This is a genomic window from Streptomyces sp. NPDC031064 (assembly GCF_055570965.1).
Window position 1 is genome coordinate 884,149 of record NZ_JBVIGF010000003.1, and the last position, 25,731, is coordinate 909,879.

General features: G+C 71.4%; 25 protein-coding genes. 14 read left to right on the plus strand and 11 right to left on the minus strand.

From position 1 onward, the window contains the following. Window positions 1-146 precede the first annotated feature (146 nt). The 3 genes from ACZ46W_RS15060 (at window position 147) to moaA (ending at window position 3,296) form a co-directional block, all read left to right on the plus strand. Window positions 147-512 (plus strand): DUF485 domain-containing protein, encoded by a 366-nt coding sequence (locus tag ACZ46W_RS15060; protein ID WP_468336832.1) that lies wholly within the window; start codon window positions 147-149, stop codon window positions 510-512. Beyond that, window positions 509-2,143, plus strand: coding sequence for a solute symporter family protein (locus ACZ46W_RS15065; protein WP_468336835.1), 1,635 nt, complete (start codon window positions 509-511; stop codon window positions 2,141-2,143). Before ACZ46W_RS15060 ends, ACZ46W_RS15065 begins: the two co-directional genes overlap by 4 nt. Window positions 2,144-2,306: 163 nt before the next feature. After that, window positions 2,307-3,296, plus strand: a complete 990-nt coding sequence (gene moaA / locus ACZ46W_RS15070; RefSeq protein WP_468336838.1) for a GTP 3',8-cyclase MoaA — start codon at window positions 2,307-2,309, stop codon at window positions 3,294-3,296. A gap of 48 nt (window positions 3,297-3,344) precedes the next feature. On the opposite strand, the gene ACZ46W_RS15075 is transcribed toward moaA, so the two are convergent. Both ACZ46W_RS15075 and ACZ46W_RS15080 read right to left on the minus strand, forming a co-directional pair. After that, a complete protein-coding gene (locus ACZ46W_RS15075; RefSeq protein WP_468336841.1) occupies window positions 3,345-3,572 on the minus strand; it encodes a hypothetical protein in 228 nt (75 codons plus the stop codon). A 201-nt stretch (window positions 3,573-3,773) separates the two neighbouring features. Then, the gene (locus tag ACZ46W_RS15080) at window positions 3,774-4,205 is read right to left on the minus strand and encodes a DUF3099 domain-containing protein (protein ID WP_468336844.1); all 432 of its coding nucleotides are present in this window, start codon (window positions 4,203-4,205) and stop codon (window positions 3,774-3,776) included. A 215-nt stretch (window positions 4,206-4,420) separates the two neighbouring features. Here ACZ46W_RS15080 and ACZ46W_RS15085 point away from each other — a divergent pair, with 215 nt between their 5' ends. Further along, the gene (locus ACZ46W_RS15085; RefSeq protein WP_084901306.1) at window positions 4,421-4,696 is read left to right on the plus strand and encodes a GlsB/YeaQ/YmgE family stress response membrane protein; all 276 of its coding nucleotides are present in this window, start codon (window positions 4,421-4,423) and stop codon (window positions 4,694-4,696) included. 262 nt (window positions 4,697-4,958) lie between these two features. On the opposite strand, the gene tyrS is transcribed toward ACZ46W_RS15085, so the two are convergent. The 3 genes from tyrS to ACZ46W_RS15100 form a co-directional block, all read right to left on the minus strand. After that, window positions 4,959-6,227: a tyrosine--tRNA ligase gene (gene tyrS, locus ACZ46W_RS15090; protein WP_468336847.1), complete on the minus strand. Its 1,269-nt coding sequence runs from the start codon at window positions 6,225-6,227 to the stop codon at window positions 4,959-4,961. A gap of 88 nt (window positions 6,228-6,315) precedes the next feature. Continuing rightward, window positions 6,316-7,707, minus strand: coding sequence for a metallopeptidase TldD-related protein (locus ACZ46W_RS15095; protein ID WP_468336850.1), 1,392 nt, complete (start codon window positions 7,705-7,707; stop codon window positions 6,316-6,318). Beyond that, window positions 7,704-9,227 carry a TldD/PmbA family protein gene (locus tag ACZ46W_RS15100; protein WP_468336853.1) on the minus strand — a complete coding sequence of 508 codons (1,524 nt, stop codon included), beginning with the start codon at window positions 9,225-9,227 and terminating at the stop codon, window positions 7,704-7,706. The genes ACZ46W_RS15095 and ACZ46W_RS15100 overlap by 4 nt, the downstream gene beginning before the upstream one ends. Before the next feature lie 197 nt (window positions 9,228-9,424). Here ACZ46W_RS15100 and fabG point away from each other — a divergent pair, with 197 nt between their 5' ends. From fabG to ACZ46W_RS15115, 3 genes are all read left to right on the plus strand, one after another. After that, window positions 9,425-10,129 carry a 3-oxoacyl-[acyl-carrier-protein] reductase gene (fabG, locus tag ACZ46W_RS15105; protein WP_468336856.1) on the plus strand — a complete coding sequence of 235 codons (705 nt, stop codon included), beginning with the start codon at window positions 9,425-9,427 and terminating at the stop codon, window positions 10,127-10,129. A 5-nt stretch (window positions 10,130-10,134) separates the two neighbouring features. Continuing rightward, window positions 10,135-10,902 carry an enoyl-ACP reductase FabI gene (gene fabI, locus ACZ46W_RS15110; protein ID WP_468336859.1) on the plus strand — a complete coding sequence of 256 codons (768 nt, stop codon included), beginning with the start codon at window positions 10,135-10,137 and terminating at the stop codon, window positions 10,900-10,902. Between the two features lie 214 nt (window positions 10,903-11,116). Beyond that, window positions 11,117-11,470, plus strand: coding sequence for a hypothetical protein (locus tag ACZ46W_RS15115; RefSeq protein WP_468336862.1), 354 nt, complete (start codon window positions 11,117-11,119; stop codon window positions 11,468-11,470). Here ACZ46W_RS15115 and ACZ46W_RS15120 read toward each other — a convergent pair. After that, entirely contained in the window at window positions 11,439-12,128 is a 690-nt protein-coding gene (locus ACZ46W_RS15120) for a FadR/GntR family transcriptional regulator (protein WP_468336866.1), read from the minus strand. The genes ACZ46W_RS15115 and ACZ46W_RS15120 overlap by 32 nt on opposite strands. Before the next feature lie 230 nt (window positions 12,129-12,358). On the opposite strand from ACZ46W_RS15120, the gene ACZ46W_RS15125 reads away from it, so the two are divergent. The 4 genes from ACZ46W_RS15125 (at window position 12,359) to ACZ46W_RS15140 (ending at window position 14,786) form a co-directional block, all read left to right on the plus strand. Then, window positions 12,359-13,708: a CynX/NimT family MFS transporter gene (locus ACZ46W_RS15125; protein ID WP_468336868.1), complete on the plus strand. Its 1,350-nt coding sequence runs from the start codon at window positions 12,359-12,361 to the stop codon at window positions 13,706-13,708. A 17-nt stretch (window positions 13,709-13,725) separates the two neighbouring features. Beyond that, window positions 13,726-13,845, plus strand: coding sequence for an SGM_5486 family transporter-associated protein (locus tag ACZ46W_RS15130; RefSeq protein ID WP_468336871.1), 120 nt, complete (start codon window positions 13,726-13,728; stop codon window positions 13,843-13,845). Window positions 13,846-13,996: 151 nt separating this feature from the next. Then, window positions 13,997-14,209, plus strand: a complete 213-nt coding sequence (locus ACZ46W_RS15135) for a hypothetical protein (RefSeq protein ID WP_468336874.1) — start codon at window positions 13,997-13,999, stop codon at window positions 14,207-14,209. Window positions 14,210-14,267: 58 nt separating this feature from the next. Next, window positions 14,268-14,786 (plus strand): SixA phosphatase family protein, encoded by a 519-nt coding sequence (locus tag ACZ46W_RS15140; RefSeq protein WP_366129943.1) that lies wholly within the window; start codon window positions 14,268-14,270, stop codon window positions 14,784-14,786. 147 nt (window positions 14,787-14,933) lie between these two features. Here the strand turns inward: ACZ46W_RS15140 and serB are convergent, their stop codons facing one another. Then, on the minus strand, window positions 14,934-16,139 hold the full coding sequence (gene serB, locus ACZ46W_RS15145; RefSeq protein WP_468336877.1) for a phosphoserine phosphatase SerB: 1,206 nt from the start codon (window positions 16,137-16,139) through the stop codon (window positions 14,934-14,936). Window positions 16,140-16,230: 91 nt separating this feature from the next. Continuing rightward, complete coding sequence (locus tag ACZ46W_RS15150; RefSeq protein WP_468336881.1) at window positions 16,231-17,814, minus strand: streptophobe family protein; 1,584 nt, start codon at window positions 17,812-17,814, stop codon at window positions 16,231-16,233. A gap of 267 nt (window positions 17,815-18,081) precedes the next feature. Between ACZ46W_RS15150 and ACZ46W_RS15155 the strand changes: the two genes are divergently transcribed. Next, complete coding sequence (locus ACZ46W_RS15155) at window positions 18,082-20,754, plus strand: ABC transporter ATP-binding protein/permease (protein WP_468336884.1); 2,673 nt, start codon at window positions 18,082-18,084, stop codon at window positions 20,752-20,754. Window positions 20,755-20,851: 97 nt separating this feature from the next. Here ACZ46W_RS15155 and ACZ46W_RS15160 read toward each other — a convergent pair whose 3' ends face one another. The 3 genes from ACZ46W_RS15160 to ACZ46W_RS15170 all read right to left on the minus strand — a co-directional run bounded on the left by ACZ46W_RS15160 (window position 20,852) and on the right by ACZ46W_RS15170 (window position 23,666). Beyond that, window positions 20,852-21,598 (minus strand): transglycosylase SLT domain-containing protein, encoded by a 747-nt coding sequence (locus tag ACZ46W_RS15160; RefSeq protein WP_468336888.1) that lies wholly within the window; start codon window positions 21,596-21,598, stop codon window positions 20,852-20,854. Window positions 21,599-21,915: 317 nt separating this feature from the next. After that, window positions 21,916-22,968 carry an S-adenosylmethionine:tRNA ribosyltransferase-isomerase gene (locus ACZ46W_RS15165; protein ID WP_468336891.1) on the minus strand — a complete coding sequence of 351 codons (1,053 nt, stop codon included), beginning with the start codon at window positions 22,966-22,968 and terminating at the stop codon, window positions 21,916-21,918. Then, the gene (locus ACZ46W_RS15170; RefSeq protein ID WP_468336894.1) at window positions 22,965-23,666 is read right to left on the minus strand and encodes an SDR family NAD(P)-dependent oxidoreductase; all 702 of its coding nucleotides are present in this window, start codon (window positions 23,664-23,666) and stop codon (window positions 22,965-22,967) included. Before ACZ46W_RS15170 ends, ACZ46W_RS15165 begins: the two co-directional genes overlap by 4 nt. A 173-nt stretch (window positions 23,667-23,839) precedes the next feature. Between ACZ46W_RS15170 and ACZ46W_RS15175 the strand changes: the two genes are divergently transcribed. Both ACZ46W_RS15175 and ACZ46W_RS15180 read left to right on the plus strand, forming a co-directional pair. Continuing rightward, a complete protein-coding gene (locus ACZ46W_RS15175; protein ID WP_468336897.1) occupies window positions 23,840-24,997 on the plus strand; it encodes a GAF domain-containing sensor histidine kinase in 1,158 nt (385 codons plus the stop codon). After that, window positions 24,990-25,634 (plus strand): response regulator, encoded by a 645-nt coding sequence (locus tag ACZ46W_RS15180; RefSeq protein WP_468336900.1) that lies wholly within the window; start codon window positions 24,990-24,992, stop codon window positions 25,632-25,634. The genes ACZ46W_RS15175 and ACZ46W_RS15180 overlap by 8 nt, the downstream gene beginning before the upstream one ends. Window positions 25,635-25,731: the final 97 nt, after the last annotated feature.

The window sequence follows — 25,731 nt, forward strand, 5'->3', positions numbered from 1 at the left end:
GGAGATTGGAGGAAGAAAACGCCGCAGGTGAACCGCGTCGCCGTGGCTTCCGTGCCGTTGACAGGGGAGGAGTACGAGCGAAGAACCAGCCCCCGACCCTGAGGTCCTTGTCCATGCCCAGCGCACCCGCGTCGCGAGGAGTTTCCGTGGTTACCGATGCACCGCCGCCCGAGGGCGGTACGGACACCAGTCCCGCCCAGCCCACGACGGAGTCGTTCGTCGAGGTGCAGGAGAGTGCGGAATTCAGCGAACTGCGCCGCACGTACCGCTCCTTCGCCTTCCCCCTGACCATCGCCTTCATCGCCTGGTACCTGCTGTACGTCCTGCTGTCCAACTACGCGGGCGGCTTCATGGGCACCAAGGTGTTCGGCAACATCAACGTGGCACTGGTCCTCGGCCTCGGCCAGTTCCTGACCACCTTCCTCATCGCCTGGTTCTACTCCCGGCACGCCGCGGAGAAGCTCGACCCCAAGGCGGAGGCCATCAAGTCACGCATGGAGGCCGACGCATGAACACCACCACCGGTACCGTCCTGCTGGCGGCCGCGTCCGACGCCTCGGAGCACCGGCCGCTGATCATCACCCTCTTCGCGGCCTTCGTCGTCGCGACCCTCTTCATCACCGTCTGGGCCGGCCGCCAGACCAAGAACGCCTCCGACTTCTACGCCGGCGGCCGCCAGTTCACCGGCTTCCAGAACGGCCTCGCCATCTCCGGCGACTACATGTCCGCCGCGTCGTTCCTCGGCATCGCGGGCGCCATCGCCCTCTTCGGTTATGACGGGTTCCTCTACTCCATCGGATTCCTGGTCGCCTGGCTGGTCGCCCTGCTCCTGGTCGCCGAGCCGCTGCGCAACTCCGGCCGGTACACCATGGGCGACGTCCTCGCCTACCGGATGCGCCAGCGTCCCGTGCGCACCGCCGCCGGCACCTCCACCATCGTCGTCTCGATCTTCTACCTGCTCGCCCAGATGGCGGGCGCGGGCGTCCTCGTCTCGCTGCTGCTCGGCATCACCTCCGACGGCGGCAAGATCGCGATCGTCGCCCTCGTCGGCATCCTGATGATCGTGTACGTGACCATCGGCGGCATGAAGGGCACCACCTGGGTGCAGATGGTCAAGGCCGTCCTGCTCATCGCGGGCACCCTGCTCATCACCTTCTTGATCCTGCTGAAGTTCAACTTCAACCTCTCCGACCTGCTCGGCACCGCCGCCTCCAACAGCGGCAAGGGCGGGGCCTTCCTCGAACCGGGCCTCAAGTACGGCGCCACCGGGACCTCGAAGCTGGACTTCATCTCGCTCGGCATCGCGCTGGTGCTTGGCACCGCCGGCCTGCCGCACATCCTGATCCGCTTCTACACGGTGCCCACGGCCAAGGCCGCCCGTAAGTCGGTCAACTGGGCCATCGGCATCATCGGCGCCTTCTACCTGATGACCATCGTGCTCGGCTTCGGTGCCGCCGCCCTGCTCAAGCCCGGCGACATCATCGCCTCCAACAAGGCGGGCAACACGGCGGCCCCGCTGGCCGCCCTGGAGATCGGCGGCGGTGGCGACTCCGCGGGCGGCGCGATCCTGCTCGCCGTGATCTCCGCGGTCGCCTTCGCCACCATCCTCGCCGTCGTCGCCGGCCTCACCCTCGCCTCGTCGTCGTCCTTCGCGCACGACATCTACGCCAACGTCATCCGCAAGGGGAAGGCCACCGAGAAGGAGGAGGTGCGCGCCGCCCGCTGGGCCACCGTCTTCATCGGCATCGTCTCCATCGCCCTCGGCGCGCTGGCCCGCGACCTCAACGTCGCCGGCCTGGTCGCCCTGGCCTTCGCGGTGGCGGCCTCCGCCAACCTGCCGACGATCCTCTACAGCCTGTTCTGGAAGCGGTTCACCACCCAGGGCGCCCTGTGGTCCATCTACGGCGGCCTGACCGCCTCCGTGGCGCTCGTGCTGTTCTCGCCGGTCGTCTCCGGCAAGCCCAGCTCGATGTTCCCGGAGGCCGACTTCGCCTGGTTCCCGCTGGAGAACCCCGGCCTGATCTCCATCCCGCTGGGCTTCCTGCTCGGCTGGCTCGGCTCCCTGCTGTCGAAGGAGGAGCCGGACAAGGGCAAGTACGCGGAACTGGAGGTCAAGTCCCTCACCGGTGTCGCAGCGCACTGACCCGCACACCCTGTGCCACCGTACGCGGCCGCGCCGTGGGGATCGTCGTAGATCCCTACGACGCGGCCGCTCCGCTGCTGTGGACAATGGCCCGTGTTGTTGTCAGAGGTCTCACGTAGGCTCCTTGGTAGACGGAACCTGATAACCGGGGGAGGCGCCCACAGTGCTCATCGACACCTACGGCCGCGTGGCCACTGACCTGCGCGTCTCGCTCACCGACCGCTGCAACCTGCGGTGCACGTACTGCATGCCCGAAGAGGGCCTCCAGTGGCTGGCCAAGCCCGATCTGCTCACGGACGACGAGATCGTCCGCCTGATAGACATCGCCGTCACGACGCTCGGCGTCACCGAGGTCCGCTTCACCGGCGGTGAGCCGCTCCTGCGCCCCGGGCTGGTGGGGATCGTCGAGCGCTGCGCCGCCCTGGAGCCCCGCCCCAAGATGTCGCTGACCACCAACGGCATCGGCCTCAAGCGCACCGCGACCGCCCTCAAGGCCGCCGGTCTGGACCGGGTCAATGTCTCGCTCGACACCCTGCGCCCCGACGTCTTCAAGACCCTGACGCGCCGCGACCGCCACAAGGACGTCCTGGAGGGCCTTCAGGCCGCCCGCGACGCCGGGCTCACCCCCGTCAAGGTCAATTCCGTCCTGATGCCGGGGCTCAACGACGACGAGGCGCCCGACCTGCTGGCCTGGGCCGTCGAGAACGACTACGAGCTGCGCTTCATCGAGCAGATGCCGCTGGACGCCCAGCACGGCTGGAAGCGTGACGGAATGATCACCGCCGGTGACATCCTGGAGTCGCTGCGTACGCGGTTCACGCTCGACCCCGAGCCCGACGAGGCCCGCGGCTCCGCGCCCGCCGAGCGCTGGATCGTCGACGGCGGACCGCACCGGGTGGGCGTCATCGCCTCCGTCACCCGGCCCTTCTGCCGCGCCTGCGACCGGACCAGGCTCACGGCCGACGGCCAGGTGCGCACGTGCCTGTTCGCCCAGGAGGAGACGGACCTCAGGGCAGCGCTGCGCTCGGACGCGCCGGACGAGGAGATCGCCCGCATATGGCGGCTCGCGATGTGGGGGAAGAAGGCCGGCTCCGGACTCGACGACCCGAGCTTCCTCCAGCCCGACCGCCCGATGTCGGCGATCGGCGGCTGACCCGGCCCGGCCCGGCGCTAGGTCCGGCCCGGCGGTTGGCCCGGCCGGTCACCCCTCGGACGAGCGGGACTCCCACTCGGCGAGCGTGACCACGTCCTTCAGGAAGCCCCGCACGCCCAGGAATTGGGAGAGGTGCTCGCGGTGGTCGTCACAGGCCAGCCAGGTCTTGCGGCGCTCCGGCGTGTGCAGCTTCGGGTTGTTCCACGCCAGCACCCACACCGCCGCGGTGCGGCAGCCCTTGGCGGAACAGATCGGGGTGGTGGTCTCGTCGCTCACAACACGTCCAAAGAAAAGCCCGAACTAGCCCGACACAAAGGCGACGCCGGGCAGCCACGGGGGGAGCTGCCCGGCGTCGGTCCGTCGCTCCGACGGGGGATGCGGAGCGCCTACGAAGTATGTCACGGGGACCGGGGTGGAGTGCACTGAAACCACATGATTGATCTGAGCTTTTCTTGAGCTTTGCAGACCGGTGACGGCTCAGCTCTGCTCGTACTGGCGTTCCTGCCGGGGGGTTCGGTCGTCCCGGCGGTCGTCCGCCACCGATTCCGCAGCCGGTTCCGCGGCGGGTTCCGCGTGCGCCCGCGCCCCGGGTTCCTCCGCCGGACGCCCCGGCGTCAGCATGGGACGCTCGATCACCGGCGTCGCCACGAACGTCTGCGGCGGCGAAGGCGCCGTCTCCCGGCCCGCGTTGGCGATCACCACCGCGATGTACGGCAGTACCGCGCCCAGGACCAGGGCCACGATCGCCACGTGCCGTTCCACGTTCCACAGCGACGCGGCCGCGATCACCGCGACCGTCCGTACCGACATCGAGATGACATAGCGCCGCTGCCGGGCCCGCACGTCGTCCGCGAGCCCCTGACGGGCCCCGGTGATCCGGAAGACCTCGTCGCTCCCATGCTTCCGCATCACATTCCACCACCCGACGTCAGCGCCGGATCGCTCCCCGGACCGGCCTGCTTCCACGGTACGCCCGCCCTCCGCCGCGTACGAGACCGGGTACCCCTCACCTGCGCGGTCGCGCCGGGCCGTCGCACGTACGGAGCCGTCCGACATGCGCCGTACGCCGAGTGGACCGAGACTTGTCGGGACTGCTCACGTCAATCCGTACCGAGGAGGCAGCCATGGGCTGGTTGTGGGCGATTATCGTCGGATTCGTGCTGGGCCTGCTGGCCAAGGCGATCCTGCCGGGCAAGCAGCACAGTCCGCTGTGGCTGGCCACCATCTTCGGCATCATCGGCGGCATCGTCGGTAACGCCCTCGCCCGGGCCTTCGGCATCGAGGCGACCCCCGGCATCGACTGGGGCCGGCACGCCCTCCAGGTCGTGGCGGCGGTCGTCATCGTCGGCCTCGGCGACATGCTCTACATGTCGATGCGCGGCAACAGACAACGCGCCTGACGTCGGGCCCGACGTCGGCGGCGACGTACGCCACGAGCCGGCGCCCTCGACGGGGCGGCGCACACGACCGGCCGCGTACGCCACGAGCCGGCGCCCACGACGGGGCGGCGCACACGACGGGCCGGCGCACACGACCGGCCGCGCCCACGACGGGCCGCGTGCCTCTCGTCGTGTACGCCACGAGCCGGCGTACACGACGAGAGGCGGCGTCCCGGGTGCTCCACACACCCGGGACGCCGCCTCGTCGCGTCCGGCGGGCCCGTCAGCCCGCGGCGACCTCGATCGCCGCCAGGTTCTTCTTGCCGCGCCGCAGCACCAGCCAGCGCCCGTGCAGCAGCTCGTCGGTGGACACCACGGCGTCCTCGGCGGTGACCTTGGCGTTGTTCACGTACGCGCCGCCCTCCTTGATCGTGCGGCGCGCCGCCGACTTGCTCGGCGCCAGGCCGACCTCCGCGAAGAGGTCCGCCACCGGGCCGGGCTCGGAGACCCGGGCGTGCGGCAGCTCCGCGAGGGCGGCGGCCAGCGTCGCCTCGTCCAGCTCCGCCAGCTCGCCCTGCCCGAACAGCGCCTTCGAGGCGGCGATCACCGCGGCGCACTGCTCGGCGCCGTGCACCAGCGTCGTCAGCTCCTCCGCCAGCGCGCGCTGGGCCGTGCGGGCCTGCGGGCGCTCCTCGGTGACCTTCTCCAGCTCCTCCAGCTCCTCACGGCTCTTGAAGCTGAGGATGCGCATGTACGTCGAGATGTCCCGGTCGTCCACGTTCAGCCAGAACTGGTAGAACGCGTACGGCGTGGTCATCTCCGGGTCCAGCCAGACCGCCCCGCCCTCGGTCTTGCCGAACTTGGTGCCGTCCGACTTGGTCATCAGCGGGGTGGCCAGCGCGTGCACATGGGCGTGCGGCTCCAGCTTGTGGATCAGGTCCAGGCCCGCCGTGAGGTTGCCCCACTGGTCGCTGCCGCCCTGCTGGAGCACACAGCCGTAGCGCCGGTACAGCTCCAGGAAGTCCATGCCCTGGAGCAGTTGGTAGCTGAACTCGGTGTAGCTGATGCCCTCCTGGGACTCCAGCCGCCGGGCGACCGAGTCCTTGGTGAGCATCTTGTTGACCCGGAAGTGCTTGCCGATGTCCCGCAGGAACTCGATCGCGGTCATGCCCGCGGTCCAGTCCAGGTTGTTGACCATGACCGCGGCGTTCTCGCCCTCGAAGGACAGGAACGGCTCGATCTGCGAGCGCAGCCGCGTCACCCACTGCGCGACGGTCTCCGGGTCGTTCAGGGTGCGCTCCGCGGTCGGGCGCGGGTCACCGATCTGACCCGTCGCCCCGCCCACCAGCGCCAGCGGCCGGTGCCCGGCCTGCTGGAGCCGGCGGACGGTGAGCACCTGCACCAGGTGCCCGACGTGCAGGCTGGCCGCGGTCGGGTCGAAGCCGCAATAGAACGTGATCGGACCGTCCGCGAGAGCCTTGCGCAGAGCGTCCTCGTCGGTGGACTGGGCGAACAGCCCGCGCCACTTCAGCTCGTCGACGATGTCCGTCACGGTGTCGTGTCTCCTTGAACGATTCCATTGATGCGCTGTGCAACGGTGCGGCGATGCGAACAGCGACGTGAACGCCAGTCTATGGGGGTCACACGCCCTGGCTGACCGAACTCATGTTGAAATCCGGCACCCGCAGCGGCGGCATGGCGGCCCGGGTGAAGTAGTCGCTCCACTCGCGCGGCAGCGTCCGTTCCGTCCGGCCCGCCTCCGTGGCCCGCGACAGCAGGTCCACCGGCGACTCGTTGAACCGGAAGTTGTTCACCTCGCCGACGACCTCGCCGTTCTCGACCAGGTACACACCGTCCCTGGTCAGCCCGGTCAGCAGCAGCGTCGCCGGGTCGACCTCGCGGATGTACCACAGGCACGTCAGCAGCAGCCCGCGCTCCGTGGCGGCGACCATGTCCTCCAGCGACCGCTCGCCACCGCCGTCCAGGACCAGGTTGCCGATCCCGGGCGTCACGGGCAACCGAGTGAGCCCGGCGCTGTGCCGCGTGGTGATCAGGCGCTCCAGCCGGCCCTCACGCACCCAGTCGGTCGGCGCCAGCGGGAGCCCGTTGTCGAACACCGACGAGTCGTCGCCCGACGAGTGCGCGATCACGAAGGGCGCCGACTCCAGGCCCGGCTCGTTCGGGTCGCTGCGCAAGGTGAGCGGCAGCGGGGACAGCGTCTCGCCGATCCGGGTGCCGCCGCCCGGCTTGGAGAAGACGGTGCGGCCCTCCGCCGCGTCCCGGGCGGCCGACGACCAGAGCTGGTAGATCAGCAGGTCCGCCACGGCCGTGGGCGGCAGCAGCGTCTCGTACCGCCCGGCGGGCAGCTCGATCTTGCGCTCCGCCCAGCCCAGGCGCTGCGCCAGCTCCGCGTCCAGCGCGGTCGGGTCGACGTCCTTGAAGTCCCGCGTCGAGCGGCCGGTCCACGCCGAGCGCGTCCGGTCCGGCGACTTGGCGTTCAGCTCCAGCGTCCCGGACGGCTGGTCGTGCCGCAGCCGCAGCCCCGTCGACGTGCCCAGGTACGTGGACGTCAGCTCGTGGTTGGCGAACCCGTACAGCTCCCGGCCGCCCGCACGGGCCCGGGCGAACGCCTCGCCCAGCGCGGGCGCGAAGTCCGCGAACACCGCCGACGAGGTCTCGGCGGGCGCGTCCGTGAAGTCGGGCGACGCCTCGCCCCCGGTCACCAGCGGCTGGGCGTCCTCGGCCGGTCCGGCGCCCCGTGCGGCGGCCTCGGCCGCCCGTACGAGCGGCTCCAGCTCCTCGGCGGTGACCGCCGACCGGGACACCACGCCGGACGCGGTGCCCTCCGCCCCGTCGACGGTGGCGATCACGGTCAGGGTCCGGCCCCGGGTCACGCCGTTGGTCGTGAGGGCGTTCCCGGCCCAGCGCAGGTTGGCGGACGACTCCTCGTCCGCGATGACGACGCACCCGTCCGCGCGGGACAGCTCAAGGGCCCGCTCGACGATCTCGTACGGCTTAGCTACGGGGCTCATCGGCCACCCTCCTGCGCGGTGTTAAGGATGTTCACGCCCCGGAACAGGGCCGAGGGGCAGCCGTGCGAGACCGCCGCGACCTGGCCCGGCTGGGCCTTGCCGCAGTTGAAGGCGCCGCCCAGGACGTATGTCTGCGGGCCGCCGACCTTCTCCATGGAGCCCCAGAAGTCCGTCGTCGTCGCCTGGTACGCGACGTCGCGGAGCTGACCGGCGAGCCGCCCGTTCTCGATCCGGAAGAACCGCTGACCGGTGAACTGGAAGTTGTACCGCTGCATGTCGATCGACCACGACCGGTCGCCGACCACGTAGATGCCGCGCTCCACCCCGCCGATCAGGTCCTCCGTCGACAGTCCGCCCGGGTCCGGCTGCAACGACACGTTCGCCATGCGCTGCACCGGCACGTGCCCCGGCGAGTCCGCGTACGCGCAGCCGTTGGACCGGCCCAGGCCCGTCAGCTTCGCGATCCGCCGGTCGAGCTGGTAGCCGACCAGCATGCCGTCCTTGACCAGGTCCCAGCTCTGCGCCTCGACGCCCTCGTCGTCGTACCCGATCGTGGCCAGCCCGTGCTCGGCCGTCCGGTCACCGGTCACGTTCATGATCGGCGAGCCGTACACCAGTTTGCCGAGCTGGTCGAAGGTGGCGAACGACGTCCCCGCGTACGCCGCCTCGTAACCCAGCGCCCGGTCCAGCTCCGTCGCGTGCCCGATCGACTCGTGGATCGTCAGCCACAGGTTCGACGGGTCGACGACCAGGTCGTACGTCCCCGCCTCCACGCTCGGCGCCCGCATCTTCTCGGCCAGCAGCTCCGGGATCTGCTCCAGCTCCGCGTCCCAGTCCCAGCCGGTGCCCGTCAGGTACTCCCAGCCGCGCCCGGCCGGCGGCGCGATCGTCCGCATCGAGTCGAACTCGCCCGTCGTCCCGTCCACCGCGACCGCCGTGAGCTGCGGGTGCAGCCGTACGCGCTGCTGCGTGGTGACGGTCCCGGCCGTGTCCGCGTAGAACTTGTTCTCGTGGACCGTCAGCAGCGACGCGTCCACGTGCGCCACCCCGTCGGCGCGCAGCAGCCGCGCGCTCCACTCCGCCAGCAGCCCGCTCTTCTCGGCGTCCGGCACGGTGAAGGGATCGATCTCGTACGACGACACCCACGTCCGGTCCGCGTGCACCGGCTCGTCGGCGAGCTCGACGCGCTCTTCCGACCCGGCCGCCGCGATCACCTGCGCGGACAGTTGCGCCATGGCCACGGCCTGCGAGGCCACCTTGGCGGCCGCGTCCATGGACAGGTCCACCCCGGAGGCGAACCCCCACGCCCCGCCGTGCACCACCCGCACCGCGTACCCGAGGTCGGTGGTGTCCGACGATCCGGCCGGCTTGGCGTCCCGCAGCCGCCACGAGGCGCTGCGCACCCGCTCGAAACGGAAGTCGGCGTGCTCGGCGCCGAGCGCCCTGGCCCGCGCGAGCGCCGCGTCGGCGAGCGCCCGCAGCGGCAGCGCCGTGAAGGCTTCGTCGATGGAATGAGGCACGAATGTCTCCTGTCGTATGAGACCGGTCGTCCCGATCATGTCGCGCCGCACGGCCCCGTGCCCAGTGCTTTCCGCAGGGCTTTCTGTAGGGACCCGACAGTGACACCCGTACGCCACTGTCAGGGGTCGATTCTCCGTAGCGGGGGCCGGACCGATAGGTTTCCGAGGTACCACACCGCTATGGAAAGGGTGATCCGTTGAGCCGCTCGGTTCTCGTCACCGGAGGTAACCGGGGCATCGGCCTCGCCATCGCCCGCGCTTTCGCCGACGCCGGCGACAAGGTCGCGATCACGTACCGCTCCGGCGAACCGCCGGAGGGCTTCCTCGCCGTCAAGTGCGACATCACCGACGCCGAGCAGGTGGAGCAGGCCTACAAGGAGATCGAGGAGAAGCACGGTCCGGTGGAGGTGCTGGTGGCCAACGCCGGCGTCACCAAGGACCAGCTCCTGATGCGGATGTCCGAGGAGGACTTCACGTCCGTCCTCGACACCAACCTCACCGGCACCTTCCGGGTGGTCAAGCGCGCCAACCGCGGCATGCTGCGCGCCAAGAAGGGCCGCGTCGTGCTGATCTCCTCCGTGGTCGGACTGCTGGGTTCCGCGGGCCAGGCGAACTACGCCGCCTCCAAGGCCGGGCTGGTCGGCTTCGCCCGCTCCCTCGCCCGCGAGCTGGGCTCGCGCAACATCACGTTCAACGTCGTCGCGCCCGGTTTCGTCGACACCGACATGACCAAGGTGCTGACCGACGAGCAGCGCGCGAACATCGTGTCGCAGGTGCCGCTCGGCCGCTACGCGCAGCCCGAGGAGATCGCCGCCGCGGTCCGCTTCCTGGCGTCCGACGACGCCTCGTACATCACTGGAGCCGTCATTCCCGTTGACGGCGGATTGGGCATGGGTCACTGAGTCACATGAGCGGAATTCTCGAGGGCAAGCGCGTCCTGATCACCGGTGTGCTGATGGAGTCCTCCATCGCCTTCCACGCCGCCAAGGTGGCCCAGGAGCAGGGCGCCGAGATCATCCTGACGGCCTTCCCCCGGCCCACGCTGACCGAGCGCATCGCCAAGAAGCTGCCCAAGCCCGCCAAGGTCATCGAGGTGGACGTCACCAACGACGAGCACCTGGCCCGCGTCGAGGACGTGGTGCGCGAGGAGCTCGGCGGTCTCGACGGCGTCGTCCACTCCATCGGCTTCGCCCCGCAGGACGCGCTCGGCGGCAACTTCCTGAACACGCCGTTCGAGTCGGTGGCCACCGCGATGCACGTCTCGGCGTTCTCGCTGAAGTCGCTGACGATGGCCTGCCTGCCGCTGATGCAGAACGGCGGCTCGGTCGTCGGCCTGACCTTCGACGCGCAGTACGCGTGGCCGCAGTACGACTGGATGGGCCCGGCCAAGGCCGCGCTGGAGGCCACCAGCCGCTACCTCGCCCGCGACCTGGGCAAGCAGGACATCCGCTGCAACCTGATCTCGGCGGGCCCGCTCGGTTCGATGGCCGCCAAGTCCATTCCGGGCTTCACCGACCTGGCGAAGGTGTGGGACGAGCGCTCCCCGCTCCAGTGGGACATGTCCGACCCGGAGCCGGCCGGCCGTGGCATCGTCGCGCTGCTGTCGGACTTCTTCCCGAAGACGACCGGCGAGATCATCCACGTCGACGGCGGCGTGCACATCATGGGGGCCTGAGCCCTTTCCGGCGCCGACGCCGTAAGGCCGCGCACCGCTCCGGGGGAGCGGTGCGCGGCCTTCGTGTGTGTTCGTGCCCGTGCGGCGTATCCGTACTGGGGTATTCGTACTCGTGTACGCTCCGGAGCCCCCTCAAGTCGAAGAGTCACCGATCTCACGGCAGACTGGTGCACAACGGACATCAACGTCCGTTGTCCGGGGAGGAGGTGTGGCTGTGCGTACGAAGCGCCGAGCACAACACCACAGGGCGGTGGCCCTGACCGCCACCGCGGCCCTGCTGGCGGGCCTCGCCGTCGGCGCCCAGGCGTACGCCGCCGAGAGGGACGCGTACGTCGCCTCGTGCCGTACGTCGGTCGAGGGCTCCCGCGTCACCGCGTACTGCCACAACCCCTATCCGGTCACGGACCGCGTCCAACTGCACGTCGAGTGCGCCCGGTGGTGGGACATCGATTCCGACAGCGCGCCCGTCGCCGTCGGGCCCACGGCCTATGCCGAGCTGACCCAGCGCTGCTGGAAAGAGGTCGACGACGCCTGGATCAGCCACCAGCCGGTGCCCGATCGCCGCTGAGGCACACGAACGGGTACCCGGCCGCCTCGGCGGCCGCCGCGTCCGCGTCCCCGGCCCGGATCGCCTCCACCAGTCGGCCGTGGTCCATGTGGTTCTCCGGCCGCAGCTCCTGGCCCACGTCGTCGCGCAGCCACTCCCGCAGCAGATGGCCCAGGTCGGCGTAGAGCTCGGTCATGACCTCGTTGTGCGAGGCCGCGACCACGGCCAGGTGGAACGTCGCGTCGGCCGCGACGAACCGCTCGGCGTCGCCCGCCGCCCAGGCCTCCTCGCGCCGGGCCAGCAGGGCGTCCAACTGCTTCATGTCCCGCTCGGTACGCCGCTCGGCGGCCAGCCGGGCGGCCGACGACTCCAGTGTGGAGCGCAGCTCGGCGATGTGCCGGGGGTCGGCGGACGCGAACCGCCGGTGCATCACCCCGGCCAGCTCGCTGGTCGCGATGACGTACGTGCCCGAGCCCTGGCGGATGTCCAGCAGGCCGTTGTGGGCGAGCGCCCGGACCGCCTCACGAACCGTGTTGCGGGCCACGCCCAACTGCTCCACCAGCTCCGGCTCGGTGGGGATCCGGGAGCCGACCGGCCACTCGCCCGAGGTGATCTGGTTCCGTAGCTCGGCGATCACCTGGTCGGAGAGCGCGGATCGGCGGGGGGAGCTGAGCGCCATGGTGTTCCCTGGCTCCTTCGAAGAGGCCTCGGAAGAGGAGGATTGGACAGCCAATCATCCCATGATTCTATGATGGATTCATGTCCGACGAGCCGCAGACCCATGCCCAGACGCAGCCCCCGACTCAGGCCACGCCACGGACCCGGACCCAAACCCAGCCCCGGCCCCATGCCCGGACCCAGGCCGGCACCCATGCGCGGACCGGGGCCGGGCCCCAGCCCCGGACCCTCATGCCCGACACTCCCGCACCTACCCGCGCCGAGGCCCCGCCACAGCCCGCGCTGCCGGTCTGGCTCACCCGGCTCCTGATCGTCGGCCTGGTCCTCGCGGCGCTCAACCTCCGCCCCGCCATCACCAGCCTCGGCGCCCTCCTCGAAGAGGTACGCGAAGGGCTCCACATGAGCGGCGGCGTCGCCGGCGTCCTCACCTCCGTACCGCCGCTCTGCTTCGCGGTCTTCGGCATCACCGCGCCCCGGCTCGCCCGCCGCTTCGGCCCCGGCGCCATCGTCTTCGCCGGCATGGCCGCCATCACGGCCGGCCTGGCCATCCGGCCCTTCACGGACGGCACCGCCGCCTTCCTGGCCGCCAGCGCCCTCGCCCTGATGGGCATAGCCGTCAGCAACGTCCTCATGCCGGTGATCGTCAAGCGGTACTTCCCCGACCGCGTCGGCACCATGACGGGCCTGTACTCCATGGCCCTCGCCCTCGGCACCTCCCTCGCGGCCGCCGCGACCGTCCCCGTCACCGACGCCCTCGGCGGCAGTTGGCGCACCGGCCTGGCCGTCTGGGCGCTCCTCGGCGCCCTCGCGGTGGCGGCCTGGCTGCCCCTGGTCCGCGACCGCGACCGGGGCCGGGGCGCGGCGGAGGCTCCGGCGCGGGGCGCCGGGGGCGGTACGGGCGCGCGCGCCACGGACGGCGTGGGTGCGACGGACGCGGGCGCCACGGGCGTGACCGGCGGCACGGGCGCGACGGACGGCACAGGCGGCCAGGAGGCGCCCGCCCGGCGGATCACGCGGAGCCGCACCGCATGGGCGCTCGGCTGCTTCTTCGGGATCCAGGCCACCGGCGCGTACATCACCATGGGCTGGATGCCGCAGATCTTCCGCGACGCCGGGGTCTCCGCCGGCACCGCCGGAGTGCTGCTCGCCGTGACCATGGTGATGGGCGTGCCGCTCGCCTTCGTCATCCCCCGGCTGGCCACCCGCATGAAGAACCAGGGCCCCATCGTCGTCGCCCTCGGCCTGTGCGGACTGAGCGGTTACGCCGGCCTCCACTTCGCCCCCGCTGCCGGGGCGTGGGCCTGGGCGCTCCTGCTCGGCGTCTCCAACTGCGCCTTCCCGCTCGCCCTCACCATGATCGGCATGCGGTCGCGGACCAGCGGCGGTGTCGTACGTCTCTCCGCCTTCGCCCAGAGCGTCGGCTACCTGATCTCCATCCCCGGACCGACACTGATCGGCGCCCTCTACGAGCACACCGGCGGCTGGGAGACCCCGCTCACGCTGATGGCGGGGCTGATGGTGCCGCAGATGATCGTCGGGGTCATCGCCGGCCGGGACCGGACCATCGAGGACGAAACCTGAGATGCGAGACTGGGCCCATGCGACCTGTGCTCGACCCGAATCCCCAGAACGGCCAGAAGAAGCTCCTCATCGTGGTCGGCACGATGCTGGCGATCGGCGTGGTCATCGGCATCATCGCGAGCATCGCCTCGCCGTGAGCCGGCGGGATGGTGGGGCTGGCCCCACCATCCCCTAGGGGGTCAGGCTCAGGGTCAAGTGGGTGGCTTGCCGGATGGGCCCGGCGACCCATGATCCGTAGCGTTGATGTCACCTCGACCTCGGCATCACGGACCACTCACGGAGGCGGCCATGTCGGCCCGTACGCACCAGCGATGGACGCACGCCACCAGCGACAGCGGCGGCGCCGGCACCCGGCTGCCGTGGTGGGGCGTGGCACTGCCCGTGCTCGCGTTCGCCGTCCTCTTCGCCCTGATAGCCGGGGGTGCTGAGGCGCACGCGGCGGGTGGTGACCCGGCGGTCGCCCGGATCGTCGAGCAGATCCAGCACACGCTCGCGCGGTAGGGGGCGAGCTCGTCAACAGCCACCGCTCCCTGGCGTGTTTCGTGCGAAGCTGGGGACCATGAGCGTCGATACACCCCGCAGGATCGTGCTACTCCGGCATGCGAAGGCCGACTGGCCCCAGGTGTCCGACCACGAGCGGCCCCTCGCCGAGCGAGGCCGCAAGGACGCCCCCGTGGCCGGCCGTCGTCTGGCCGAGACCGGCATCACCTTCGATCTGGCCCTGTGCTCGACCGCGGCCAGGACCCGCGAGACATGGAAGCTGGCGGTGCAGGAGCTGCCCCAGCGGCCCAAGACCGTGTACGAGGAGCGGCTCTACGAAGCCTCGCTCGGCGAGATTCTCGCGCTGCTCAACGAAACCCCCGAGGATGTGAACGACCTTCTCGTCATCGGCCACAACCCCGGCATGCACGCCGTCGCCGACGCCCTCGCCGGCCAGGCCGACGGCGACGCCCTCGCCCGGATGAACCGGAGCGCCTTCCCGACCTCCGCCTTCGCCGTCGTCGGCTTCAGCGGCTCGTGGAAGTCCGTGGAGCACGGCGTGGGCAGGCTGCTGAGCTACTGGGCGCCGCACGACTGACCTGTGCCCGTGCACGGGCGAAGGCCCGGACGCCAGAGGGCGTCCGGGCCTTTCCGGTCTTCCCGGCCGGCCGACCGGACCGTCCGTCCAGTCCGGGCGGCCCGTCCGGCCCGTCCGGAGCGACTGTCAGCCGGCGCCTGTCGGCCGCTAGACCTGCCCGGCGTCCGCCGCCTCGACCTCTTCGCGGGTGATGCCCAGCAGGTACAGCACCGTGTCCAGGAAGGGCACGTTCACCGCCGTGTGCGCCGCCTTGCGCACCACCGGCTTGGCGTTGAAGGCCACGCCCAGACCGGCCGTGTTCAGCATGTCCAGGTCGTTGGCGCCGTCGCCGATCGCCACCGTCTGGGCGAGCGGTACGCCGGCCTCGGCGGCGAACCGGCGCAGCAGCCGTGCCTTCCCCGCCCGGTCGACGACCTCGCCGGTCACCCGGCCCGTCAGCTTGCCGTCCACGATCTCCAGCGTGTTGGCCGACGCGAAATCCAGCCCCAGCCGGACCTTCAGGTCGTCCGTGACCTGGGTGAAGCCGCCCGACACCACACCGACCTGGTACCCGAGCCGCTTCAGCGTCCGGATCAGCGTGCGCGCGCCCGACGTCAGCCTGACCTCGGCCCGTACCTTGTCCACGACCGACTCGTCCAGCCCGGCGAGCAGTGCCACGCGCGCGTGCAGCGACTGCTCGAAGTCCAGCTCGCCGCGCATCGCCCGCGCCGTCACCTCGGCGACCTGCTCCTCACACCCGGCGTGCGCCGCGAAGAGCTCGATCACCTCGTCCTGGATCAGCGTCGAGTCCACGTCCATGACGACCAGCCGCTGCGCCCTGCGGTGCAGCCCCGCCGACACCACCGCCACGTCCACGCCGATCTCATGGGCCTGGGTGGCCAGCGCGGTGCGCAGGGGCTCCGTCTCCGTACCCGACACCGCGAACTCCACGGCCGTCACCGGGTACTTCGCCAGCCGGAAGATACGGTCGATGTTGCCGCCCGTCCCGGTGATCGTGGCCGCTATGGCCGCCGTGTCCTCGGCCGTCAGCGGGTGCCCCAGCACGGTGACGTGCGAGCGCCCCGAGCCGCGCGGCCGGTTGTCACCCGTACCGGAGATTATCTCCGCTTGGAGCTTCAGGGACTCGGCCCAACTGTGCACGGTCGCCCGCAGCTCACCCTCGGTGCTCACGGTCGGCTCCGTGACGAGCGCGCACAGGACGATGCGGCCACGGGTGACGACCTGCTCGATGTCGACCACGTCGACCGAGAAGGCGGCCAGGGTGTCGAACAGCCCGGCGGTGATCCCGGGGCGGTCCTTCCCGAAGATCTTGACGAGAAGGGTGGGAACGTCAGAGGTCTGCGATGCGCTCATGGTCCCCCCACCGTATCGGCCCCGGGAGTCCGGGGCGCGCCCCGTCCCGATCAGCGGACACCTCGGTGGCCGGGAAGTGCCCCACGCGACCTCACCCGCCCGGCCACCCCTGCCCCGGCCCCTGCCCCGGCCCATGCCCCGGCGGGCGGCCCTCCGTCGGCCCATCCGGCGGGCCGCCGGGTCGCGGTAGCCGGAGATACGGGTTCGTGTCGGGGTTCGGCGGCCGGTACGGGACCGACGGCGTGTACGGCCCCGGAACGCCGGGAGCCCCGGGGCCCCACCATGGCACCGGAACCGCCCGGGCCGCCGCGGGCAACCACGCCCCGCGCCCCGCCACGCCCGCCCCATGCGCCAGCAGCGCCCCGGCGCCGCCCGCCGCCGCACCCCACACCGCGCCGAGCACCAGCGCCATGACCCCGTCGCCCCGCAGCTCCACACCCCCGCCCGCCCCGCCGACCCCGGCCACACCACCGACCCCAGCCACACCACCGACCCCAGCCGCACCACCGACGCCATCCACCCCCACCCCCACCCCCAAAACCGACACCGACACCGAAACGCTCGCCGACACCCCCGCCAGCCACACCACCAGCGGCAGCCCCACCGCCGTCACCGCCCCCAGCCGCACCGCGCACCGCCCCGCGAAGGCCACCGGCCCGAGCCCGCCCCGCGCCGTGCGCACCGCGGTCAGCGCACCCGCGCCCAGCATCAGCAGCCCCGCCGCGACCACCAACAGCCACACGCCCCGGTCCAGTTCGGCCAGCCGCCCGACCGTCACGTGCTCGCCGGACGACACCCGCAGCAGCTCACCCAGGGGGTCCGGCAACGCCCCCGCCAAGCCCCCGGACGCCCGCCCCTCCCAGGGCACGAAGAGCCCGACGGTGACCCCGAGCCACGCCCCGTTCGGCGCGCCGAGCAGCGCGGCGCCCACCACCCGGCCCGGGTGCTCGTCGCCGACCGCCGCGTACCCCGCCGCCGCCCACCCCGCGGCCACCGCCACCACCGCGACCGTTACCAGCGCGGAGGCGGCGGGGCGCACCATGCGCCGTACCGCGTCCCAGCCGCATCCGGGCGGCAGCGGCGCGCGGGGCGACGCGACCAGGGCGAGCACCACCACACCCAGCACCCAGAAGAGCGCACCCGCCAACGAGTCCGCCGTGTCCACCCGGAAGCCGGCCGACGCCTCCAACGGCAGAGCCGAACCCCGGCGCATGTCCTGACCCACCCACGCCAGACCACCCACCGCCGCCACGAAGAGACCGGCCAACACCCCTACCCGAGCGGCGAGTTCAGTCACCGGAACGTACGCGTGCCCCGCCGCGGCCCGCAACGACCGCAGGAAGAGGTACGAGAGCAGCAGCGCCCCCACCACGCCCACTCCCAGTGGCGTGAAGTCGATGGCCCCCTCGGCCGCCGCGCCTCCCGGCCCGGAGCCGGACACCTCGCCCCACGGCGTCACCGAACCGCCCACCCCCAGCACGACGACGGCCACCGCACTCCTCAACCAATGCGTCGTAAACGCCCCAACCGCCGTATCGGCCGTATCCGCCCCAAGCAGGTGCAGACCGAGCGCCGCGACGCCCGTCATACCCACCAGGGCCCAGCTCACGGCGGCGATCGAGGCCAGGATCACATCGCCCCACCGGATGCCTCCGTCACCGCCGTCCTCGTGCATCAGGACCCCCTGAAGGACCCGCGATCCGTACCGAGTTGCCCCATTCGCGCATGATCCGTACGCACTCATGGGTGCTTACCACTCTCCGGGCGCATTTTTCCGGAGTCAACGGCACACGGATGCGGGGCGCCGCAGCGCCTGCGCGCTGTCTTCACACCGCCCGACTTTCGATTCGGGCACCGGGCCTGAAATAGTTCCCCCCGATGTTCGCCATCCCTAGACTCCCTGCCACGGGGGGAACTCGGGGGACAAGTAGTGGGGCATGGAGTGCCGGAACTCGTACTGGAATTGAACGGAAGGACCTGGACTCTCGATCCGTCCAGGTCGTACACCCTCGGACGTGATCCGCAGGGCGACCTGGTGATCGACGACGCCAGGGTTTCGTGGCGGCATGCCACGGTGAGCTGGAACGGCCGCAGTTGGGTCATCGAAGACCACGGCTCCACCAACGGCACGTATGTGCAGGGCCAGCGGATCCACCAGATGGAGATCGGCCCCGGCTCCGCCGTGCACCTCGGCAACGCGACCGACGGTCCCCGGCTGAGCCTGACCGACGCCGCGGCGGGCGCCGGCGCGTACAGCGCGCAGGCCGCCGCCCCGCAGGCCCAGGCGCACGCACAGTCGGCCGCGCCGCAGCAGGCCTGGCAGCAGCAGGCCCAGGGCCAAGCCCCGGCCGCCGCCCCGCACCAGCAGCCCCAGCAGCAGGGCTGGCCCCAGCAGGCACAGCCGCAGCAGCCGCAGCCTCAGTACCCGCACCAGGCACACGCGCAGGTACCGGCACAGGCACCGGCCCAGGGCCAGCCGCAGGCCCAGCCGCACGTCCCGCACCAGCCGCCCGGCCCCGCCGGTCACCCTGGCGGCCCTGCCGAGCAGTTCGCGCAGAAGGTGCCGGGCCAGGGCGGTGGCGGCGCCGCGGTCCCGCCCGTCCACGCCGAGCGCAGCCCGACCACCTTCCACCAGGTGGCGCTGGGCCGGGTCATGCGCATCGGTCGTGCGCTCGAGAACGAGCTGGTCGTCTCCGACCTCCAGGTCTCGCGCCACCACGCCGAGTTCCACGCCACGCCCGACGGCCGGTTCGAGATCCGCGACCTCGGCTCGCACAACGGCACGTACGTCAACGGTCAGCCGCTCGCCAAGTCCGGCTCCGCGCTCATCGGCCCGAACGACATCGTCGGCGTCGGTCACTCGACGTTCCGGCTCGTCGGCGACCGGCTCGAGGAGTTCGTCGACACCGGTGAGGTCTCCTTCTCGGCCCGCCACCTCACCGTCACGGTCGACGGCGGCAAGCAGATCCTGAAGGACGTCTCCTTCGGCGTTCCGGAGAAGTCGCTGATCGCGGTCATCGGCCCGTCCGGCTCCGGAAAGTCCACCCTGCTGAAGGCGCTCACCGGCTACCGCCCCGCCAACCAGGGTGACGTCCTCTACGACAATCGGAACCTGTACAAGCAGTTCGCCGAGCTCCGCCAGCGCATCGGTCTGGTCCCGCAGGACGACATCCTGCACAAGGAGCTGACCGTCCGGACCGCGCTCAAGTACGCCGCGAAGCTCCGCTTCCCCGCGGACACCACCGAGCAGGAGCGCGAGGCGCGGATCGACGAGGTCCTGCGCGAGCTCAAGCTCGACATCCACAAGACCAAGAAGATCACCGCGCTCTCCGGTGGCCAGCGCAAGCGCGTCTCCGTCGCGCTGGAGCTGCTGACGAAGCCGTCGCTGATCTTCCTGGACGAGCCGACCTCCGGCCTCGACCCGGGCATGGACCGCGACGTCATGCAGTTGCTGCGCGGGCTGGCCGACGACGGCCGCACGGTCCTCGTCGTCACCCACTCCGTCGCCGAGCTCGCGCTCTGCGACAAGCTGCTGGTCATGGCGCCCGGCGGTTCGGTGGCCTACTTCGGTCCGCCGGAGGAGGCGCTCAACTTCTTCGGCTACGACACCTGGGCGGACGTCTTCTCCGCCTTCGAGAACTACCGCGACTACGACTGGGCGGGCCGCTGGAAGGGCTCGCAGCACTACCAGATGTACGCCGCGGACCTCGACGCCGTCGCCCCGCAGTCGGTGGAGATGCCGTCGGCCCACGCGATGCGGCCGCCCAAGCCGCAGGGCTGGGGCGCGCAGCTCTGGACCCTGATCCGCCGCTACCTCTCGGTCATCGCCTCCGACAAGGGCTTCATGGCCCTGATGGTGATCCTGCCGGCCGTTCTCGGCGTGGTCTCCACGCTCATCAGCTCGAACTACGGGCTCCGGCCCAGCCCGCGCGGCCCCAACGGCAGCGCGGCGACGATCCTGCTGATCCTCGCGGTGGGCGCCTGCTTCGCCGGTGCCGCCAACTCCGTACGAGAACTGATCAAGGAACGGGTTATCTACGAACGGGAACGGGCCACCGGCCTGTCACGTTCGGCGTATCTCATGTCGAAGGTGATCGTCCTCGGTCTGATCACCATCGTGCAGGGTGCGATCATCGGCGGCATCGGCTTCGGCATGCGTGACGTGCCGGACGAGGGCCTGCTCTTCGGCTCCTCCCTGGTGCGCCTGGAACTGAGCCTGCCGATCATGGCGCTCGGCTTCACCTCGATGATGTTCGGCCTGATCATCTCCTCGCTGGTGAAGACCGCCGAGAAGACCATGCCGCTGCTGGTGATGTTCGCGATCATCCAGGTCGTCTTCACGGGCTGCCTGTTCACGCTGCACGGCCAGGTCGGCGTCAACGAGTTCTCGTACCTGATGCCGTCCCGCTGGGCCGTCGCCGCCGCCGGTACGACCGTGGAGCTCAACAAGCTCTTCCCCAACCAGGACGACCCCACCGACACGGACCCACTGTGGGACCACGAGGTGGGTCAGTGGATGGTCGACATGGGCGCGCTCCTGGCGCTCGGCGCCCTCTGCGGCGTGATCGTGGCACGCCTGCTGCGCCGCCACGAGCCCGAGGTCATGCGCAAGTAGTACGCAGTAGTACGCGCGCGTGGACACACGCGCCGAAGGGCGGCACCCGCACGGGGTGCCGCCCTTCGGCATCTCTGACCGGCCTGTGTGAACCGGCTCAGTAGGCGCTGTTCACGTTGTCCATGGAGCCGTAGCGGTCGGCCGCGTAGTTGCAGGCGGCGACGATGTTGGCGACCGGGTCGTACTGGTCGAACTTGGTGCCCGGCACGTGGTAGGCCTTGAAGGTCGGGTAGATGACCTGCAGCAGGCCCTTCGACGGGACGCCGTTGATGGCGTTGATGTCCCAGTTGTTGATGGCCCGGGGGTTACCGCTGGACTCCCGCATGATGTTGCGGTGGATGCCCTCGTAGGTACCCGGGATGTTGTGCTTCTTCATGATGAAGAGCGCCTCGCGGATCCAGCCGTCGAGGTTGTTGGCGAACACCGGCTTGCGGGCGGCGGCGCGGCTCGCGGCGGCCTTGGCGGCGGCACGCTTCTTCGCGGCGGCCTCGGCCTTCGCCTTCGCGGCAGCGGCGGCCTTGGCCTTGGCGGCAGCGGCGGCCTGGGCCTTCGCCTTCGCGGCGGCGGCGTCGGCCTTCGCCTTCAGCTCGATGGTGGTCTGCTGCTCGGTGATGCCGAGGTGCAGGGGCTTGCTCTGGGTGTTGGCCAGCGTGTTGGTCAGCGCGACCGGAGCGGCAGCGGGGGCGGCGGCGACAGCCTGCGGCTCGGTCTCGGCGGCGGCGTCGTTGCCCGGAACGACGGAGAACGCGAGCGCGGCGGCGCTCAGCGTGGCGATGCCGGCGAGGGAGAGCTTGTGGTTCTGCTTGAGACGGCTGAAGCCGGGGCGGGTGCTGGACGCGGACATGCAGTCGTACCTCTTCGAATAGCGGGACGTCGCTTGGCCGGGGCGGCGCTACGCCTGCTGCGGCGGGCGACGGCTGCAATTCTTAGCGGCCGCAAAATCCTGTGGCAAAGGTGTGACGTACGAAGCCGGGTAGTGGATCAGCGGGTGCCGGAGAGTGCCTCCGCACCCGCCGCGCACCCGCTGCACCAGCACTCATCCGCTACTTATGTCCTCCACTAGCCGGGTTCGTAAGTGACCTGGGTCCTATGTGCGGGCTCACATCGGACACGTAACGGTCTCACCATCTGTTGCACGAGCAATGCGCTCCGTGAGGCCCCTCATCCGGCCTCGTCCGGCAGGATGAGGTGGACGTCGCCGAACTCGTGCCACAGGTAGAGCCGCCTCAGCGCCTCGGCGTACGCACGGCCCAGCGCCGCACGCCCCGCGATCGCCTCCAGCATCAGCAGATGCGAGGCCTCAGGCTCGTGCAGCCCGGTCAGCAGCCCGTCCACCGCGCGCACCCCACGCCGCGGCGTGACCACCAGGTCCGTCCAGCCCCCGGCCGGGCGTACGACGCCGTCGTCACCGGCCGCCGACTCCAGCGCCCGCACCGCCGTCGTCCCCACGGCCACGATCCGGCCGCCACCCGCCCGCGCCGCGCCCACCAGCCACGCGGTGGCCGCCGGCACCTCGAACCGCTCCGGGTACGGCGGCTCGTGCGCCTCGGCCGACGCCACGCCCGCGTGCAGCCTCACCGGCGCGAACTGCACGCCCCGGCTCACCAGCTCCGCCACCATCCCCGCCGTGAAGGGCCGCGCCGCACTCGGCATCTCCGCGGAGCCCGCGCCATCCCGGGAGGGCCGCGCGAAGACGGTCTGGTACGCGGCCACCGGCTGGTCCCGTTCCGTGTACCGGTACCGGATGGGGCGCCCGTACCCGGCCAGCAGCCCCGGCACACCCACCGAGACGGAAGCCCACCACAACCGCCCCGACCCCGGGCTCAGCGGCTCCTCCAGCACGAGCTGCGCCCCACCGGGCAGCCGCACCACCCCGCCCGCCGGCCCCCCGGCCCTGGGCCGCGTGGTGCCCCGCCCGTCCGGGTCCCGCAGCTCCACCGCCCACCGGCCGTCGTCCCCGCGCGTGGAGAAGTGCACCACCACGGCGTCCCCGCCGAGCCGCCCGGTCACCGCCGCGGCCAGCGTGGGTGACGTGTTCACCACCAGCACGTCCCCGGCCCGCAGCAGCCCCGGCAGCTCCCGGAACGCATGGTGCGACACCTCGACCCCATGCGACACCAGCAGCCGTACGTCGTCCCGCCCCGCGCCCCGCTGCTCGGCCGGCACCCGCGCGGACAGCTCCTCCGGCACCCGCAGCGCCTCCAGCACGCTCACGCGTCCACCCCCAGCAGCGCCGGCGCCGCGAACCGCCCGCTCGCCGGCCGCTCCGCCAGCAGCCGCAGGAAGCCCGGCACCACCGACTCGGGGCTGGGGCGGCCGGAGTCGTCGTCGAGCGGCACGGCCGCCTGGTACAGGTCCGTCCGCATGTCGCCCGGGTCGACCGCCCACACCCGCAGCTCCGGCTCCTCCACGGCCAGGACCGCCGCGAGCTGGTCCAGCGCGGCCTTCGACGCCCCGTACCCGCCCCACGTCTCGTACGCCTCCGCCGCCGCGTCCGAACTGAGCGCGATCACCGTGCCGGCCCCGCTCGCCCGCAGCAGCGGAAGGGCCTCCTGTACGAGACCGAGGGCGGCCACCACGTTCGTCTCCAGCGCCGCCCGCAACCCCTCCAGCGGCAGCGCGTCCAGCCGTACGAGGGGCTCGGCACCCAGCGCGCTCGCATTGCTGACCAGCAGGTCCAGCCCGCCGAGCTCGCGCGCCGCCGCCACCAGCGCCGCCCGGTGCCACCCGTCCGTGACGTCCCCCGGCAGCGCCACCACCCGCGTCCCGTACGCCCGCGCCTCCCGCGCGCTCTCCTCCAGTACGGAGGCGGTCCTGGCGTCCAGCACCAGATCCCATCCCTGCCGGGCGAGCCCGGCGGCCAGCGCCCGCCCCAACCCCTTGGACGCACCCGTGATGATCGCGACAGCCATGACACCCATTCCTTTGCCGAGTCGATTGCCCTCAGCCTGGAACCCGCCCCCGGACGCCCGCCTCGGGCCCGAGACCCGGACCCGCAAGGGACTTCGGCCTAGGCCTTCCGCCCTAATCGGCCGCCGTCCTCGGTCCGATACGGACTGTCACACCCCGCCGGTAACGTGAACGCATGACCGATCGACCGCCCCGCTCCGGCCTCGCCGCCGTCAGTACCGCGCTGCTCGCCATGAGCCGTCACCTGGAGGTGCGCGACGTCCTCAAGACGATCGTCGCCTCCGCCCGTGAGCTGCTCGACGCCGAGTACGCGGCGCTGGGCGTGCCGGACGACCACGGCGGGTTCGCCCAGTTCGTCGTGGACGGCGTCAGCGAGGAGCAGTGGAAGGCGATCGGCCCCCTGCCCCGCCAGCACGGCATCCTCGCGGCGATGCTCCACGAGGCGAAGACCGAGCGCCTCGCCGACGTCCGCGAGGACCCCCGCTTCGAGGGCTGGCCCTCCGCCCACCCCGACATGTCCGACTTCCTGGGCCTGCCCATCCGGGACGGCGACGAGACGATCGGCGCGCTGTTCCTCGCCAACAAGCGCTGCCCGGAAGGCCCGGCCCCCGAGCGCGGCTGCGGCTTCACCGAGGACGACGAGGAGCTCCTCGGCATCCTCGCCCAGCACGCCGCGATAGCCCTCACCAACGCCCGGCTGTACGAGCGCAGCCGCGAGCTCACCATCGCCGAGGAGCGCTCGCGCCTCGCCCACGAGCTGCACGACGCGGTCAGCCAGAAGCTGTTCTCGCTGCGCCTCACCGCCCAGGCCGCCGCTGCCCTCGTCGACCGCGACCCGGCCCGCGCCAAGGGCGAGCTCCAGCAGGTCGCCGTGCTCGCCGCCGAGGCGGCGGACGAGCTGCGCGCGGCGGTCGTCGAGCTGCGCCCGGCCGCCCTCGACGAGGACGGCCTGGTCCACACCCTCCGAACGCAGATACAGGTCCTGGACCGCGCCCACACCGCCCACGTGACCTTCGACAGCTCCGGCGTACGGGCCCTGCCCGCCGCCCAGGAGGAGGCCATGCTCCGGGTCGCCCAGGAGGCGCTGCACAACGCCCTGCGCCACTCCGGGGCAGACCACGTGGCCGTCTCCCTCGTACGGCGCGGCCAGGGCGCCATCCTCAGCGTCACCGACAACGGCAAGGGCTTCGAACCGCGCTCGGTCCGCCGGGCCGGCCGCCACCTCGGCCTGGTCTCCATGCGGGACCGGGCGGGTGGCGTCGGCGGGAAGCTCACCGTCCAGTCCGCGCCCGGCAAGGGCACCACGATCGAGATGGAGGTCCCCGGTGGCTGACAAGACCATCCGCGTCCTGCTGGTCGACGACCACCAGGTGGTCCGCCGCGGCCTGCGTACCTTTCTGGAGGTCCAGGACGACATCGAGGTGGTGGGGGAGGCGGGCGACGGCGCCGAGGGCGTGGCCCGCGCCGAGGAGCTGCGCCCCGACATCGTCCTCATGGACGTCAAGATGCCCGGCATGGACGGCATCGAGGCGCTGCGCAAGCTCCGCGAGCTGGGCAACCCGGCCAAGGTGCTGATCGTCACCAGCTTCACCGAGCAGCGCACGGTCATCCCGGCCCTGCGGGCGGGCGCGTCCGGTTACGTGTACAAGGACGTCGACCCGGACGCGCTGGCCGGCGCCATCCGCTCCGTACACGCGGGTCATGTCCTGCTCCAGCCCGAGGTGGCCGTGGCGCTCCTCTCCCAGGAGGACACCAACGGCGGCACGGGCCGGGGCGGCACCCTCACCGACCGGGAGCGGGAGGTCCTCGGCCTGATCGCCGACGGCCGCTCCAACCGCGAGATCGCTCGGGCGCTGGTCCTCTCCGAGAAGACCGTCAAGACGCACGTGTCCAACATCCTGATGAAGCTCGACCTCGCCGACCGCACCCAGGCCGCGCTCTGGGCGGTCCGCCACGGCCTGACGGGCTGACCGGGTCAATCCGGGGCCCCTCTCCGGTACGAGATTCATACTGTCGGGTGTATGTCACCCACTCGGCGCAACCCGAGCGCCGCGTGGGCGTTCTCCA